This window comes from Pectobacterium artocarpous (assembly GCF_046159765.1).
Lineage (GTDB): Bacteria > Pseudomonadota > Gammaproteobacteria > Enterobacterales > Enterobacteriaceae > Pectobacterium.
Map to the genome: position 1 here is coordinate 88,195 of NZ_JBJXVK010000003.1, position 16,300 is coordinate 104,494.

At 53.5% G+C, this 16,300-nt stretch carries 11 protein-coding genes; 6 read left to right on the forward strand and 5 right to left on the reverse strand.

Going from position 1 to position 16,300, the window contains the following annotated elements:
• Positions 1-66 precede the first annotated feature (66 nt).
• Positions 67-1,785, reverse strand: coding sequence for a LytS/YhcK type 5TM receptor domain-containing protein (locus tag ACKQAD_RS02515; RefSeq protein ID WP_409158693.1), 1,719 nt, complete (start codon positions 1,783-1,785; stop codon positions 67-69).
• Between the two features lie 385 nt (positions 1,786-2,170).
• Here ACKQAD_RS02515 and glgB point away from each other — a divergent pair, with 385 nt between their 5' ends.
• From glgB to glgP, 5 genes are all read left to right on the forward strand, one after another.
• A complete protein-coding gene (gene glgB / locus ACKQAD_RS02520; RefSeq protein WP_409158694.1) occupies positions 2,171-4,348 on the forward strand; it encodes a 1,4-alpha-glucan branching enzyme in 2,178 nt (725 codons plus the stop codon).
• Entirely contained in the window at positions 4,349-6,325 is a 1,977-nt protein-coding gene (gene glgX, locus ACKQAD_RS02525; protein ID WP_409158695.1) for a glycogen debranching protein GlgX, read from the forward strand.
• A gap of 159 nt (positions 6,326-6,484) precedes the next feature.
• A complete protein-coding gene (glgC, locus tag ACKQAD_RS02530) occupies positions 6,485-7,762 on the forward strand; it encodes a glucose-1-phosphate adenylyltransferase (protein WP_409158696.1) in 1,278 nt (425 codons plus the stop codon).
• A gap of 28 nt (positions 7,763-7,790) precedes the next feature.
• Complete coding sequence (gene glgA, locus ACKQAD_RS02535) at positions 7,791-9,230, forward strand: glycogen synthase GlgA (RefSeq protein ID WP_409158697.1); 1,440 nt, start codon at positions 7,791-7,793, stop codon at positions 9,228-9,230.
• A 75-nt stretch (positions 9,231-9,305) separates the two neighbouring features.
• The gene (glgP, locus tag ACKQAD_RS02540; protein ID WP_409158698.1) at positions 9,306-11,753 is read left to right on the forward strand and encodes a glycogen phosphorylase; all 2,448 of its coding nucleotides are present in this window, start codon (positions 9,306-9,308) and stop codon (positions 11,751-11,753) included.
• Between the two features lie 183 nt (positions 11,754-11,936).
• On the opposite strand, the gene ACKQAD_RS02545 is transcribed toward glgP, so the two are convergent.
• The 3 genes from ACKQAD_RS02545 to ACKQAD_RS02555 all read right to left on the reverse strand — a co-directional run bounded on the left by ACKQAD_RS02545 (position 11,937) and on the right by ACKQAD_RS02555 (position 14,209).
• The gene (locus ACKQAD_RS02545) at positions 11,937-12,086 is read right to left on the reverse strand and encodes a hypothetical protein (protein ID WP_159440280.1); all 150 of its coding nucleotides are present in this window, start codon (positions 12,084-12,086) and stop codon (positions 11,937-11,939) included.
• 4 nt (positions 12,087-12,090) lie between these two features.
• Positions 12,091-13,593, reverse strand: coding sequence for a glycerol-3-phosphate dehydrogenase (gene glpD / locus ACKQAD_RS02550; protein WP_409158699.1), 1,503 nt, complete (start codon positions 13,591-13,593; stop codon positions 12,091-12,093).
• A 202-nt stretch (positions 13,594-13,795) separates the two neighbouring features.
• Positions 13,796-14,209 (reverse strand): bleomycin resistance protein, encoded by a 414-nt coding sequence (locus ACKQAD_RS02555; RefSeq protein ID WP_409158802.1) that lies wholly within the window; start codon positions 14,207-14,209, stop codon positions 13,796-13,798.
• Between the two features lie 181 nt (positions 14,210-14,390).
• Here ACKQAD_RS02555 and glpE point away from each other — a divergent pair, with 181 nt between their 5' ends.
• Positions 14,391-14,714, forward strand: a complete 324-nt coding sequence (glpE, locus tag ACKQAD_RS02560; RefSeq protein ID WP_409158700.1) for a thiosulfate sulfurtransferase GlpE — start codon at positions 14,391-14,393, stop codon at positions 14,712-14,714.
• A gap of 50 nt (positions 14,715-14,764) precedes the next feature.
• Here the strand turns inward: glpE and ACKQAD_RS02565 are convergent, their stop codons facing one another.
• The gene (locus ACKQAD_RS02565; protein ID WP_409158701.1) at positions 14,765-16,297 is read right to left on the reverse strand and encodes a tripartite tricarboxylate transporter permease; all 1,533 of its coding nucleotides are present in this window, start codon (positions 16,295-16,297) and stop codon (positions 14,765-14,767) included.
• Positions 16,298-16,300: the final 3 nt, after the last annotated feature.

Consider the following 16,300-nt stretch of genomic DNA (forward strand, 5'->3'; position numbering starts at 1 on the left):
GTTGCGCCATATTTCGATTACATGTCTGACACTCTTCTTATTACGATATCTGACGCTTTCTCAGCATCACGCCACGCTATCCAACTGTTCCAGTACCTTGCGAGGGGAAATCAGTGGAACACGCACTTCGACCCGGGTGAACTTATCTGCTTCGCTGACGACGGTGATGCCATAGCGGTTGCCGTAGCGTGCTTTGATGCGGCGGTCGACCAAATTCATGCCTAGCCCATCGCCGCCGCTGCAAGGCTGATAGGTACCGGCGTTATCTTCCACTGACAGCTCCAGCGTGTTGGCGTGCAGTCGTCCGCTGATGTGGATGTGCCCGCTTTCAATCATTTGTGAGATACCGTGCTTAATCGCATTTTCCACGATGGGTTGCAGGGAAAATGCGGGTAATCGAGCCTCCCGCAGCGTCTCCGGCAGCGAAATCTCTACCGTCAGATGATCGGCAAAGCGCGCTTTCTCGATTTCGAGATAGGCGTTAACGTGTTCCAGCTCGTCATTGAGCGAGACTTCATCGTTGCTACGTTTGAGGTTTTTACGGAAAAATGTCGACAGATACAGCACCAGTTGACGAGCGTGATCGGGGTTGCGTCGTATCACGGCGGACAGCGTATTCAGGGCGTTGAACAGAAAATGTGGGTTGACCTGCGCGTGCAGCAGCTTGATTTCCGACTGAGCCAGCAGCTGTTTCTGCTGTTCAAAACGTCCTGTCAGAATCTGTGCGGAAAGCAGGTGGGCGATCCCTTCCCCTAGTGTGCGGTTAATGCTGGAAAATAGCTTATTTTTGGGCTCATAAAGCTTGATCGTGCCGACAACGCGCTGATCTTCGCCACGCAGTGGGATCACCAGCGTGGAACCGAGTTTGCACAGCGGTGACACCGAACAGGTATAAGACACCTCGTTACCGTCTGCGTACACCACCTGATTGTTGTCTATCGCCCGGCGCGTGTGTGATGACGTGATGGGGGCACCGACATTGTGGTGATCATCGCCCAGTCCGATGAAGGCCAGCAGTTTGTCGCGATCGGTAATCGCCACAGCACCGACACCCAGCTCTTCATACAAAATGCGGGCAACGCGCATGCTGTTTTGTGGGTTGAACCCCTGACGCAGTGCCCCTTCGGCGCGGGCGGCGATTTGCAGCGCTTTGGCGGAAAACGCAGAGGTATATTTTTCAAAAATGGCGCGTCGGTCGAGCAGAATACGCATAAACATGGCGGAACCGATGGTATTGGTGATCATCATCGGCAGCGCAATATCTCTCACCAGCTCAACGGCGTTATCGAACGGACGAGCGACCAGCAGGATAATTGCCATTTGCAGGCATTCCGCTACCAGTGCGGTCAGACCGACGACGAGGGGCTGAAACAGTAAATCGATACGGTTACGGCGTGCCAGATAGCGATGTAACAGCCCGCCGAGCAGGCCTTCGGCAATTGTCGATAGCATACAGGCCAGTGCGGTCATGCCGCCCATCGAATAGCGGTGTAATCCGCCTGTTAACCCGACGAGAAAACCAACGGAAGGGCCGCCCAGCATGCCCCCGAGAACGGCGCCCGTCGCGCGGGTATTGGCAATAGAATCGTCTATATGCAGGCCGAAATAGGTTCCCATAATGCAAAACACGGAAAACACCAGATAGCACACCAGCTTGTGCGGCAGGCGAATGGTGACCTGCATTAGCGGGATGAACAGCGGTGTCTTACTGAGCAGATAGGCAATAACCAGATAAACACACATCTGCTGTAACAGGGAAAGAATCAGATCAACCTGGCTAACCATGGGCGGGGTCTCGTCATACAGCATCTATCAACATACACAATTGTCAAATTGTACTGCTTTTTGCCAGTGGACGAATCGATCTTTAAACAAAAGATGCTAATTATCCCGTGTCATAACTTATTCATATAAATATAAACGGAAAAGTTGCATCAGATCTCTGATATTTCTCCACTCTTTGACTACGCTAAATTAGGAGCGTGGCTAAAGAACTCTTTAATACTATTCATTATTTTTACACGTTGCCGTTATTCATTAGCAAGCTAATAACCCGTTATTTTTATTGGTTTTTTATTAAAAACACGTAACGGAGAATATAAGCGCAATGTCATGCGTTTTTATATTACTTATTTATTTAATTCAAATGGTTAATCAGAGGATGGATACCATGTCAGCGTTTTCTGATGCGATTAATTCACTTATTTCTGGACATTATGCCGATCCGTTTTCGCTGTTAGGTATGCATCACTCTTCTAAAGGCCTTGAAGTTCGGACACTGCTGCCGGATGCGCAGGCCGCATGGGTTGTTGATGCCAGTAATGGACGAAAAATCGTTGAACTGGAACGCATAGACGACCGCGGTTTTTTTTGTAGCGTGGTACCACGCCGTAAAAATGCCTTCCACTATCAATTGGCCGTGACCTGGCGTGAAGAAACCTGGGTGATTGAAGATCCTTACCGGTTTGGTCCGCTATTGCAGGATATGGACATTTGGCTGTTGGCCGAAGGCACTCACCTACGACCTTACGAGCGGTTGGGCGCCCATCTGGAAACGCTGGACGGGGTAGAAGGTACGCGTTTTGCCGTCTGGGCACCGAATGCGCAGCGCGTTTCGGTGGTGGGGCAGTTCAATTTCTGGGACGGTCGACGGCATCCGATGCGACTGCGCAGGGAAAATGGCATTTGGGAGCTGTTTTTGCCCGATGTGAAAGCGGGACAGCTCTACAAATATGAAATGATCGACAGCCACGGCAGCATACGACTGAAGGCCGATCCGTATGCGTTTGAAGCGCAAATGCGCCCGGATACCGCATCGCTGATTACGCCGCTGCCCGAGAAAGTCCCGACCAACGATGCCCGACGTGAGGCGAATGGCCTGCGTTCACCGATCTCCATTTATGAAGTTCACCTCGGTTCCTGGAGGCGGCATACGGATAACAATTTCTGGCTGAGCTATCAAGAACTGGCTAAGCAACTGATTGATTATGTGCAGTTCATGGGCTTCACGCATGTGGAGCTGATGCCGATTAACGAACATCCTTTCGATGGCAGTTGGGGCTATCAGCCGCTGGGGCTGTATGCGCCAACGCGTCGTTTCGGCACGGCACAGGAGTTCAGGGCGTTTGTTGATGCGCTCCATGATGCGGGTATCAACGTCCTGCTGGACTGGGTTCCGGGGCATTTCCCCGGCGACGAATACGGGCTGGCACAGTTTGACGGCACCGCGCTGTATGAATATGCCGATCCACGCGAAGGCTACCATCAGGACTGGAACACGCTGATTTATAACTATGGTCGCCATGAGGTGCGTAACTATCTGGCGGGCAACGCGCTGTTTTGGATGGAGCGCTATGGCATCGACGGGCTGCGGGTGGACGCTGTGGCTTCCATGATTTATCGCGACTACAGCCGTAGCGAAGGGCAGTGGGTGCCGAACCATTACGGGGGTAAAGAAAACCTCGAAGCCATTGCATTTCTGCGTTACACCAACCACATGCTGGGACATGCGGCACCGGCGGCAATCACGCTCGCTGAAGAGTCCACCGATTATCCGGGTGTCACGCTGCCGCCTGACTGCAACGGTTTAGGGTTCCACTACAAGTGGAATATGGGTTGGATGCACGACACGCTGGCGTATATGCAGCACGATCCGGTTCACCGTAAATACCATCACGATTTGCTGACATTCGGCATGTTGTACGCCTACAGCGAGAACTTCGTGTTGCCGCTGTCTCACGATGAGGTGGTGCACGGCAAGCGTTCGCTGCTGGATCGCATGCCCGGCGATGTCTGGCAGAAATTTGCCAATTTACGCGCGTATTACGGCTTTATGTGGGCGTATCCCGGCAAGAAGCTGCTGTTTATGGGCGGCGAATTTGCGCAAGGGCGTGAGTGGAACCATGACGCCAGTCTGGACTGGCATCTGCTGGATGAGCCGGAAGGGTGGCACCGCGGCGTGCAGACACTGGTGCGCGATCTCAACCACTACTATCGCCAGCAGCCATCGCTGTATCAGCTTGATTTTCAGCCGCAGGGCTTTGAATGGCTAGTGGTGGACGACCGGGAAAACTCGGTCTTTGCCTTCGTCCGGCGTGATGAGCAAGGCAATGAAGTGCTGGTGGTTAGCAACTTTACGCCCGTGCCACGTTACGGATACCGCATCGGTATCAACCAGCCCGGTGGCTGGCGGGAAGTGATCAACACGGATTCTGTTCACTACAACGGTAGTGATTTGGGCAATGTCGGAACGATTTACAGCGAGGCGTGGGGCAGCCATCAGCGTCAGCATTCTCTGGTTCTGACTATTCCGCCGCTTGCCACGCTGTATCTGGTGAAGGAGGCGTAAATGGCGGAACTACAGACGGGTAAGCCGACGCCGCTGGGGGCAAGTTTTGATGGAAAGGGCGTGAACTTCGCCCTGTTTTCGGCGAATGCCGAGCGGGTCGAACTGTGCGTGTTTGATGAACGTCAGCAGGAGCAGCGGATTGCGCTGACTGCACGCAGCGGCGATATCTGGCATGGCTATCTCCCCGATGCACGGCCGGGGCTACGCTACGGTTTTCGGGTTGATGGGCCGTTTGAACCGTCACAGGGTTTACGTTTCAACCCGAATAAGCTGCTGTTAGATCCCTACGCACGCCAGCTTGATGGTTGGGTGGTGGATGATAAGTGCCTACAAGGCGGCTTTGATCAGCGGGATGAGCGCGATAGCGCTGACATCATGCCGAAGTGCGTGGTCACGACGGAAGAGTACGACTGGCAGGGCGACCAACACCCGCAAACGTCCTGGAATCAGACGGTGATTTATGAGGCGCATGTACGCGGGCTGACGCAGTTGCATCCGGATATTCCTGACGATATTCGCGGCAGCTACGCGGCATTAGGTCATCCGGTGATGATTGACTATCTCACCTCGCTGGGCATTACGGCGCTGGAATTGCTTCCGGTACAGCAGCATGCCGATGAACCTCGGCTTCAGCAACTGGGGCTGCGTAACTACTGGGGCTATAACGTGCTGCTGCCCTTCGCTGTGGATAACAGTCTGGCCGCGGGTGACGACGCGCTCAATGAATTTCGCGATGCAGTAAAAGCACTGCATCACGCGGGTATCGAGGTCATTCTGGATGTGGTGTTCAACCACAGCGCCGAACTGGACGTCGAAGGCCCTACGCTGTGCCAGCGCGGTATCGATAATCGCAACTATTACTGGCTGAATGAAAACGGTGAGTACCATAACTGGACCGGCTGCGGCAATGTGTTGCGCCTGAACCATCCTGCGATCATTGATTGGGTGATGGACTGTCTGCGCTTCTGGCGCGAGGTCTGCCACGTTGACGGTTTTCGCTTCGATCTGGCAACGGTGCTGGGACGTACCCCAGATTTTACCGCCGCCGCGCCGCTGCTGTCGGCCATGACAAATGATAACCGCTTACAGGGCTGCAAGCTGATTGCCGAACCGTGGGACATCGGGCATGGCGGTTATCAGTTAGGTCAGTTCCCGACGCCTTTCGCGGAGTGGAGCGACCGCTACCGTGACGACATGCGCCGTTTTTGGCTGCATGGTGATATTTCCCTCGGTGCGTTCGCTCGCCGCTTTGCAGCTTCCAGCGACATCTTCCAACAGCATGACCGCCTGCCTTACGCCTCTGTCAATAAACTGACGGCTCATGACGGTTTTACGCTGCGCGATCTGGTGAGTTTTAACCACAAGCACAACGATGCCAACGGTGAAGGCAACCGTGACGGCACAGACAGCAATTTCAGCAATAACCACGGTACGGAAGGGCTGGAAGCGGAGGATGACATCCTCCAACGCCGACTGGCTAGCCAGAAAGCGCTGCTGACAACGCTGCTGCTGTCGCAGGGCACGCCGATGCTACTGGCGGGCGATGAACTGGGGCACAGCCAACAAGGTAACAACAATGCCTATTGTCAGGACAACGAATTGGCCTGGCTGCACTGGGAAAACGGGAATAACGCACTGCGTGAATTTGTTGCCGGATTGATCCAACTGCGCCGCACGATTCCCGCATTACAACAGGAAACGTGGTGGCAAGATGGGGACGGTGCGGTGCGGTGGCTGAACAAAGAAGGGCAGCCGTTGACGCCGCAGCAGTGGGATCAAGGGGAGCATCAGCTACAGATTTTACTGTCTGGTCGTTGGCTAGTGCTGTTTAACGCCAGCCTGCACGCTGGTGAGTTCATATTGCCAGAAGGCCACTGGCAAGTTTCACCGCCGTTTGATGAGACGAATCCGCCTGAGGGTGGAATGTGGTACGGACAAGCGCAGGCGGTATGCGTCTTGATAAAGCAGACCGCCTAAGCGCAATACTGGTCACTTAAGCCCGTTATGAGGGGAAACACAGGGGGAGGTTCCCGCAGAGATGCCTCACCCCTGTGGGTGCCCCGTGTATATCAATGCTTAAACGAGCGGTATTACCACCTAAGCGCAAGCCATTAAAAGAATAATCAGGAGATAGCCATGGTGAATAACGACAAGCATGACCCTCTGATGTTGGCAAGACAGCTCCCTCGGAAATCCGTGGCATTAATTTTGGCCGGAGGCCGTGGAACGCGACTGAAAGGACTGACAGCGCTGCGTGCCAAGCCTGCCGTCCATTTTGGCGGTAAATTTCGCATTATTGATTTCGCGCTCTCCAACTGCCTGAATTCCGGTATCCGTCGTATTGGCGTGATTACGCAATACCAGTCGCATACGCTTGTGCAGCATATTCAGCGCGGCTGGTCATTTCTGAATGCGGAGATGAACGAATTTGTCGATTTGCTTCCCGCACAGCAGCGTAATGCCACCGATCACTGGTATCGGGGAACGGCGGATGCCGTTTGTCAGAATCTCGACATCATTCGGCGCTACCGTGCGGAGTACGTGGTGATCCTCGCGGGCGATCACATCTACAAGATGGACTACTCGCGTATGCTCATCGATCACGTAGAGAAGGGCGCAGAATGTACCGTCGCCTGTCTGCCCGTGCCGCTGGAGGAAGCCAGCGCCTTTGGCGTCATGAGCGTGGATAAACAGCACCGTATCCTCGATTTTGCCGAAAAGCCGGATAACCCGACGCCGATGCCGGATAACCCCGACATGGCGCTCGCGAGCATGGGGATCTATGTTTTTAATGCGGACTACCTTTATCAGTTATTGGAAGCGGATCATCACGCGTCGGACTCTAACCACGATTTTGGGCAGGATCTGATCCCGAAGATCGTCTCGCAGCGTTTGGCGTGGGCGCATCCGTTTACCCTGTCGTGTGTTACGTCAGGTGAAGATGAACACCGCTATTGGCGGGATGTCGGCACGCTGGAAGCCTACTGGCGCGCCAATCTCGATCTGGCGTCCGTCACGCCGGAACTGGATGTCTACGATCAGCACTGGCCGATTCGTTCCGCGATTGAATCGCTACCGCCCGCCAAATTTGTTCAGGACCGTTCCGGTAGCCACGGCATGACGATGAACTCGCTGGTATCGGGAGGCTGCATCGTCTCCGGTTCTGTCGTCACGCATTCGGTGCTGTTCCCGCGCGTGCGGGTTAATTCATTTTGCAGTATCGATTCGACGGTGATTTTGCCAGATGTCAACGTTGGGCGCTCTTGTCGTTTGCGCCGTTGCGTGATTGATCGCGCCTGCCACCTGCCGGAAGGCATGGTGATTGGTGAAAACGCAGAAGAGGATAGCCGCCGTTTTTACCGCTCGGAAGAGGGGATCGTGCTGGTCACGCGATCGATGTTGGAAAAGCTGTAAACACCATCGGAACAAAACGGGAGTAATAATGCGGGTCTTACATGTTTGTTCAGAGCTCTTTCCACTACTAAAAACGGGTGGACTGGCGGATGTGGCGGGTGCGTTGCCCGGCGCGCAGATTACGGCGGGGATGGATGCCCGCGTCATCCTGCCTGCCTTCCCCGATCTGAAAAAAGGCATCGCCAATCTACAGGTTGTGCGTGAGCTGGACACCTTCGCCGGGCACGTCACGCTGCTGTTTGGTCACTTTAACGGCGTCGGTATTTATTTGATTGATGTGCCCGAACTGTATAAGCGTGCGGGCAGCCCTTATCACGACCCGGCGCTTTACGCTTATGCCGATAACTATCTGCGATTTGCGCTGTTGGGGTGGATGGGATGCGAAATGGCATGTGGCCTGGACCACTACTGGCGGCCCGATATCGTACATGCCCATGACTGGCACGCGGGGCTAGCCTGCGCCTACCTGGCGGCGCGTAACCGTCCGGCTAAATCGGTCTTTACCGTTCATAACCTTGCCTATCAGGGGCTGTTCGATGCCCGGCATATGTCGGATATCCAGTTGCCGGGCGATTTCTTTCAGGTTTACGGGCTGGAATTTTACGGCCAGATTTCCTACCTCAAGGCGGGATTGTACTACGCTGATCATATTACGACCGTGAGTCCCACCTACGCGCATGAGATTACGTTGCCAGCGTATGGCTATGGTATGGAAGGCTTGCTGAAAGCGCGTGAAGAGGAAGGGCGCCTGTCCGGCATCCTCAATGGCGTAGACGAGGCAATTTGGAATCCGGCGCACGATCCTTTACTGACCAGCCACTACAGCCGCGATACGTTGGCGAACAAAGCCGAAAACAAACGACGCCTGCAAACGGCGATGGGCCTGAAGGTTGATGAGAAAGTGCCGGTGTTTGCCATTGTCAGCCGTTTGACCAGCCAGAAAGGGCTTGACATTGCGTTGAGTGCGGTCCCCGAACTGCTGGAGCAGGGCGGGCAACTGGCGGTGTTGGGCGCGGGGGATGCCGATTTGCAGGAAGGTTTTCTGGCGGCAGCGGCCGAATATCACGGTCAGGTAGGGGTACAGATTGGCTACCATGAGGCCTTCTCGCACCGCATTATTGGCGGCGCGGATGTCATCATGGTGCCCAGCCGGTTTGAACCTTGTGGGTTAACGCAACTCTACGGCCTGAAATATGGCACGTTGCCGCTGGTACGCCGTACCGGCGGGCTAGCGGATACGGTAGCAGACTGTTCGCTGGAGAATCTGGCGGATGGGCTGGCAAGTGGGTTTGTCTTTAACGATTGCAGTGTGGGGTCGCTATCCCGTGCGATTCGTCGTGTGTTTGTGCTGTGGTCTCGACCCACGCTATGGCGCTATGTGCAGCGTCAGGCGATGGCGATGGACTTTGGTTGGCCGGTTTCTGCTCAGGCTTATGGTGCGCTCTATCAACGCTTGTATACCCACTAGTTTTCCCGTTGCGCGTCATCCGCGTGCAACCTGAAAACGACAGGGTAGGGTAACACTCACTTGGGAATGAATATTATGAACTCTCCGTTTATCTATACTTCGCCAACGCTCAGTGTGGAAGCGCTGAAACACTCTATTGCTTACAAGCTCATGTTTACCGTGGGGAAAGATCCTTCTATTGCCAATAAACATGACTGGCTGAACGCCACGCTGCTGGCCGTGCGCGATCGGATGGTGGAGCGCTGGCTGCGCTCTAACCGCGCGCAGCTTTCGCAAGATGTGCGACAGGTGTATTACCTGTCGATGGAATTTTTGCTGGGGCGGACGCTGTCGAACGCGCTGCTGGCGATGGGATTGTATGACGATCTGAAAGCGGCGCTGGATGGCATGGGGCTGGAATTGGGCGATCTGCTAGAGGAAGAAAATGACCCCGGCTTAGGAAACGGTGGCCTGGGGCGTCTGGCGGCCTGCTTCCTGGATTCGCTGGCGACGATGGCGCTGCCGGGTCGCGGCTACGGTATTCGCTACGAATACGGCATGTTCAAACAGAATATCGTTAACGGCAAGCAGGCGGAATCGCCGGACTACTGGTTGGAATACGGTAATGCGTGGGAATTCCCGCGCCACAGCACGCGCTACAAAGTGCGTTTCGGTGGCCGCATCCAGCAGGAAGGCAGCAAAATGCGCTGGCTGGAAACGGAAGAAGTTATCGCCTGCGCCTACGACCAAATCATTCCCGGTTTTGATACCGATGCCACCAATACGCTGCGTCTGTGGGGCGCGCAGGCCAGTAACGAAATCAATCTGGGTAAATTCAATCAGGGTGACTATTTTGCAGCGGTAGAAGATAAAAACCACTCGGAAAACGTGTCGCGCGTGCTGTATCCCGATGATTCCACCTATTCAGGCCGCGAACTGCGCCTGCGTCAGGAATACTTCCTGGTTTCCGCTACGGTTCAGGACATCCTCAATCGTCACTGGATGATGCATAAAACGTTCAGCAATTTGGCGGAGAAATTCGCCATCCACCTGAACGATACGCATCCGGTGCTGGCTATCCCTGAACTGATGCGCTTGCTGATTGATGAACATAAATTCAAGTGGATAGAGGCGTGGACTGTGGTGCGGAAAGTCTTCTCCTACACCAACCATACGCTGATGCAGGAAGCGTTGGAAACCTGGCCTGTCGATATGTTGGGTAAAATATTGCCGCGCCACCTGCAATTGATTTTCGAAATTAACGAGCATTTTTTGGAGTACGTCCAGAAAGAAGCGCCCGATGACAACGAGCTGCTGGCGCGGGTTTCCATCATTGATGAAAACAACGGGCGTAAAGTGCGGATGGCGTGGCTGGCGGTGGTCGCCAGCCATAAGGTCAATGGCGTATCGGAACTGCACTCCGATCTGATGGTGCAGTCCTTGTTTGCCGATTTCGCCCGCCTCTTCCCTAACCGGTTCTGTAACAAGACCAATGGCGTGACGCCACGGCGCTGGCTGGCACTGGCTAACCCAGCGCTATCCAAACTGCTGGATGACACGATTGGGCAGACCTGGCGCACCGACCTGAGCCAACTGAGCGAACTGAAGCAGCACATCGATTATCCGGCGTTTGTGCAGAAAATCCGTAAAGTGAAGCTGAAGAACAAAGTGCGCTTAGCGACCTATATGGCGGAAAACCTGAATATTGTGGTTAATCCCGAGTCGCTGTTCGATGTGCAGATTAAGCGTATTCACGAATACAAACGGCAACTGCTGAATGTGTTGCACATCATCACGCTTTATAATCGGCTCAAAGATGATCCAGAGATTGAACGTGTGCCACGCGTTGCCATTTTTGCGGGCAAAGCGGCATCAGCCTATTACATGGCGAAGCATATCATTAATCTGATCAACGACGTTGCGACAGTGATCAATAACGATCCGGCACTGCACGAGCGGCTGAAGGTGGTTTTCATCCCGAACTACAGCGTCAGTCTGGCGCAGATAATTATTCCAGCTGCGGATCTCTCTGAGCAGATCTCGCTGGCGGGAACCGAAGCATCCGGGACGAGTAATATGAAATTTGCCCTGAATGGCGCGCTGACGATTGGCACGCTGGATGGGGCGAATGTCGAAATGTTGGAACATATTGGCGAAGAGAATATGTTTATCTTCGGTAATACGGCTGAACAGGTCGAAGCGCTGCGTCAGAGCGGCTATAACCCACGACAATACTACGATCAGGACGACGAGTTGCGTCGTGTGTTGACGCAAATTACCACGGGCGTTTTCAGCCCTGACGATAGCCGCCGCTACAGCGATCTGTTTGATTCACTGGTGAACTTTGGCGATTACTATCAGCTATTGGCGGACTACCGCAGCTATGTGGACACGCAGGATCGGGTGGATGAGCTGTATGCGAATAAGGACGAATGGGCGCGCTGTGCCGTCCAGAATATTGCCAACATGGGCTATTTCTCGTCAGACCGCACCATCGGCGAATATGCAGAAGATATCTGGAATATCAAACCGATACGGTTGTGATTGAAGACATTTCATTATTGCGGATTTACATTGAGGAGTGTGATTGTTTCGTGCGTGGTGAGAATAGGCGTGGTTCTGTTGCTGGGAGCCACGCCCGACACAGGGCAGCTCAGTCGCCGCTTGCCCTGTGTACCCAAGCTTATTGGCTAAATCATGCCGCTGTGCGGTACCTTCGGGCTTGGATTAACGCGAATCGAGCCGCCAGTGACGCGTTCCCGACGCGGCACTGGCTTTCGCGACGTCCTGTCGCTCACTCGGCGTTAACCCACCCCTCAGCATGATTTTTACGCCAGCAACATCTGGTGAAACAACATGGACGAGATGCTCGTCCATTTTTTTAACCCGCTTTTACTATTTGCTGCTGGCGGTGGTTGGCTAACCAGTCGCTGATGCGCTGTTTCTGCGCCTCATCCAGTCGCATGCCCAGCTTGGTACGGCGCCAGATAACGTCGTCCAGCGTAACGGCCCACTCTTTCTCGACCAGATAGCGCAGCTCTGCCTCATACAGGTCATGACCGAAATCTTCACCCAGATCGTTGAGACTTTTTACGTTGGTCAGAATCAGTTCGCTGTTTGAACCGTAGGTGCGGCTGTAACGGCGCGTCAGTGATTCAGGCAGGCTGAAGCGACGGCGCAGTGCTGCGGCGTAGTCATCACGCGTTCCAGCAATATCACCGCCCGGCAGTATTGCACCTTTTGTCCAGGCTTTGCCCGCTTGCGGATAGTATTTGTGCAGCTTGTCCAGCGCGTGCTCTGCCAGCTTACGGTACGTCGTCAGCTTGCCGCCAAACACGGAAAGCAGTGGAGCCTGACCGTTATCATCATCCACTGACAGCGTGTAATCGCGAGTAATCGCCTGCGGAGAATCAGACTCGTCATCGCACAGCGGACGCACACCGGAGTAAGTCCAGACGATATCGTCACGCGTCAACTGCTGTTTGAAATGGTCGTTATACACATCCAGCAGGTAGCCGACTTCGTTGTCGTCGATCTTCACATCGTGTGGATTGCCTTTGTATTCCACATCGGTGGTGCCGATGATCGAGTAGTCATCCTGCCACGGGATCACGAACACAATACGGTGATCTTTGTTTTGCAAAATATACGCTTGCGGCTGATTGTGGACTTTCGGTACCACGATGTGACTACCTTTAATCAAGCGGATGCCGTAAGGCGATTTCAGTTGCAGGCCGTCATCAAAGAATTCTTTCACCCATGGGCCAGTGGCGTTCACCAGACCTTTGGCGCGCCAGGTGAAGGTTTCACCGGTCAGTGAATCGACCGCATCCACAATCCACACGCCTTGTTCACGGCGGGCTCGGGTGACTTTGGTGCGAGTATGGACTTCGCCGCCGCGTTTTGTCACTTCCTGCGCGTTTAACACCACCAGACGTGCATCATCCACCCAGCAGTCAGAATATTCAAAGCCTTGTTTCAACTCAGGCTTAAGTACGGAATCTACACCGAATTTCAATCCTTTACTGGCAGGCAGGCTGACGCGTTTACCAATGTTGTCGTACATGAACAGGCCGATGCGAATCATCCAGGCTGGGCGCAGGTGCGGTTGATGAGGCAAACGAAAGCGCATGGGGAAAATAATGTGCGGGGCCATTTTCAGCAGTGTTTCGCGCTCAGACAGCGCTTCGCTGACCAAACGAAACTCATAGTGCTCAAGGTAACGCAGGCCGCCGTGAATCAGCTTGGAGCTGGCGGAGGACGTGGCACAGGCAAGATCCTGCGCTTCCAACAACAGAACTGATAACCCCCGCCCAGCCGCATCTGCGGCGATGCCTGCACCGTTAATTCCGCCGCCGATAACGATGAGATCTTTGGTTTCCACGTTTTTTCCTCCACCCTCGAATAAATCAAAATGTTCGTTTTCGAGCATCATAATAATCGAAAACAAACAAATCAGCTAATGGTTAACCAAATAAAAACATTTATGCGTGATACAGCTAACAATATGGTGATGATTGCCACCTTAAAATAAGGGGTATTAGGGGTTTTTTAGGGCTATTTTGACGTCATAGCCCCATAGGGCGTTACGGTTGCTCGATATACTGGCTGAAGCGTAGGAGATAACCATCGGGATCCTGAACCAGAAACTCTCGCTGACAGGCTTTGGTGGCTTCTGTCGTACCTTCGCTAGCCTCTATTGTGTAATAGTTATCTTTCAGCGGTCGGTAAAGCGGAATGTGATGATGCGCCAGACTATCTAGTAAAGGCATTACGTCGTCCACCTCAATCTGAAGATTAATGCCCCGTCCCAGCGGTTTGGCGAGTATCCCCGTATTCCATCCTCCATCGTGAAACGCTTCTAACATCAGTTGCGCTTCCCCCAGACTGAGATAGACAAAATCTGGGTTCTCACGGTGTATCATGATAGTGAAGCCGAGTATGCGTACATAGAAATGTCGCGAGGCGGAAAAATCCGTCACTGTGAGTTCAGGTACCATGCGGTTCCAGTAAGTTTGTGCCATAGGGTTACCGTTTTTTGTCGTTATATCTCACGTTAATGAATCGCTGTTTTTATAAATAACCTTATAACCATATAGGTTTTATGCCACCGAAGGCGGGTTACAATGACGCCAGTTGTTACTCACATCCTGTCCATTATTAACAAGGTTGTCACTTTCGATGGAACAATTTGAAGCTATTAGTCTTGAGCAAGCCCATTCCCGCTGGCAGGAAGGGGGCACCGTCGTTGATATTCGTGATCCACAGAGCTTCGCTGCGGCCCATGTTCCCGGCGCGACGCACCTGACGAATGAAACCTTATCTGATTTTGTGCGCGGCGCTGACCGCGAATCACCGATCATGGTGATTTGCTACCACGGCATTAGCAGCCGCAATGCCGCACAGTACTTGATTAGCCTAGGGTTTGATTCGGTGTACAGTATCGATGGCGGCTTTGAGGCCTGGCAAAATCGCTACCCGCAAGACACGGTATCCGCCAGTTAAAAAACGGCGTGTCCACATTTTCGGACGCGCCGCCGTTTTGACGTCAGGGATTAGTGCGGGGTCGTTTTGGATCCGGTATTTCTGAATACCTGCATAATGCTCTTCGCTTGCATGATCACCACCAGCAGGAAAAGCACGGCCAGAAAGGCGGAAATCGGGCGCTCTATGAAAGCCATTAGATCCGCGTCGGATTTCAGCAGGGAAGAAAGCAGGCTTTTTTCGAACATCGGCCCCAATACCATGCCCAAAATGACGGGTGCAATGGGGTAGTGATGTTTTTGCAGGAAATACCCTACGATCCCCATTACCAGCATGACGACCACGGATGCCATTGAGTTATTCATGGCGAAGGCGCCGACAATGCTGAACACGATCACCACCGGATACACGATATCCTTATTGACGGAAATCAGCCGTTTCAGGAGATTCACCACCACCAGTGCCAGCGGTAGCAGCGCGAGGTTCGCGATAAAAAACAGGATAAAAATCGCGTAGAGCTTTTCGGGATGGAAGATAAATAACGATGGTCCCGGCTGCATGTCTTTCATATACAGTACGCCGATGACAATAGCGGCGACGGAATCGCCGGGAATGCCGAATACTAGCGTCGGAATATAGCTGCCAGCGAGACTGGCGTTGTTGCTGGATGAAGCGTTGATCACCGCTTCTTCCGAACCTTTACCGTATTTTTCCGGCTGGCGGGAGAATTTTTTCGCTACGGCATACGAAATCCAGGCGGCGATGTCTGCCCCTGCACCGGGTAAAACTCCAATCAGCGTGCCGATGGCACTACTACGCGCAATGCCGAGGCGATTCTTTTTTAATGCTGGGCGAATGCCGGAAAGAATATTGAATGAGGATGTCTCCACCGGTTGTGAGGTCACACGGGGCGAGGGGGAATTGTCGCGGTGACGGTTGGCGTAGTACTCAATAGCATTCGCGATCGCAAACATACCAATCATCGCAGGAATGAAACTGATGCCTTCCAGTAGCGCGACATACCCAAACGTAAAGCGGGGTTGCCCTGTAAATTCATCATAGCCGACGGTTGCCAGTACCAGCCCTAACAAGAGCGCCATTAGGCTCTTGACCACATATTGTCCAGAAATCAACGTAGAGCAACTTAGCCCCAGTAGCGCCAGCCAGGTGTACTCGAACGAACTGAATTTCATCGCAAAGGAGGCCAGCAGCGGTGACGCAAATGTCAGCACTATCGCGCCGATGATTCCACCAATCACGGATGTACTCAGGCCAAGCCCCAAAACATAGTTGGTTTTCCCCTGTTGGCTTAGCGCGTAGCTGTCGTCAACATAGGCGGCAGACGCGGGTGTACCGGGTATGCGCAGGAGTACGCCGGGAATATCGCCCGCGTAGATCGTTGAGGCACCGACAGAGATCATCATCGCTATGGCAGGAATCGGATCCATGAAAAAGGTAAAAGGCACCAGTAGCGCCACCGCCATTGTTGCTGTCAGGCCGGGGATGGCACCGACAAACAGGCCGAATAACCCTGCCGCGAAGATAGCAATGATGGCATTGAGCGTAATGTAATCGCTGGCGTTAATCAGGATATCCATCGTCATGTT

Coding starts and splice junctions, on each gene's coding strand:
- ACKQAD_RS02515 (WP_409158693.1), bottom strand. CDS start 1,785: ATGGTTAGCCAGGTTGATCTGATTCTTTCCCTGTTACAGCAGATGTGT.
- glgB (WP_409158694.1), top strand. CDS start 2,171: ATGTCAGCGTTTTCTGATGCGATTAATTCACTTATTTCTGGACATTAT.
- glgX (WP_409158695.1), top strand. CDS start 4,349: ATGGCGGAACTACAGACGGGTAAGCCGACGCCGCTGGGGGCAAGTTTT.
- glgC (WP_409158696.1), top strand. CDS start 6,485: ATGGTGAATAACGACAAGCATGACCCTCTGATGTTGGCAAGACAGCTC.
- glgA (WP_409158697.1), top strand. CDS start 7,791: ATGCGGGTCTTACATGTTTGTTCAGAGCTCTTTCCACTACTAAAAACG.
- glgP (WP_409158698.1), top strand. CDS start 9,306: ATGAACTCTCCGTTTATCTATACTTCGCCAACGCTCAGTGTGGAAGCG.
- ACKQAD_RS02545 (WP_159440280.1), bottom strand. CDS start 12,086: ATGGACGAGCATCTCGTCCATGTTGTTTCACCAGATGTTGCTGGCGTA.
- ACKQAD_RS02555 (WP_409158802.1), bottom strand. CDS start 14,209: ATGGTACCTGAACTCACAGTGACGGATTTTTCCGCCTCGCGACATTTC.
- glpE (WP_409158700.1), top strand. CDS start 14,391: ATGGAACAATTTGAAGCTATTAGTCTTGAGCAAGCCCATTCCCGCTGG.
- ACKQAD_RS02565 (WP_409158701.1), bottom strand. CDS start 16,297: ATGACGATGGATATCCTGATTAACGCCAGCGATTACATTACGCTCAAT.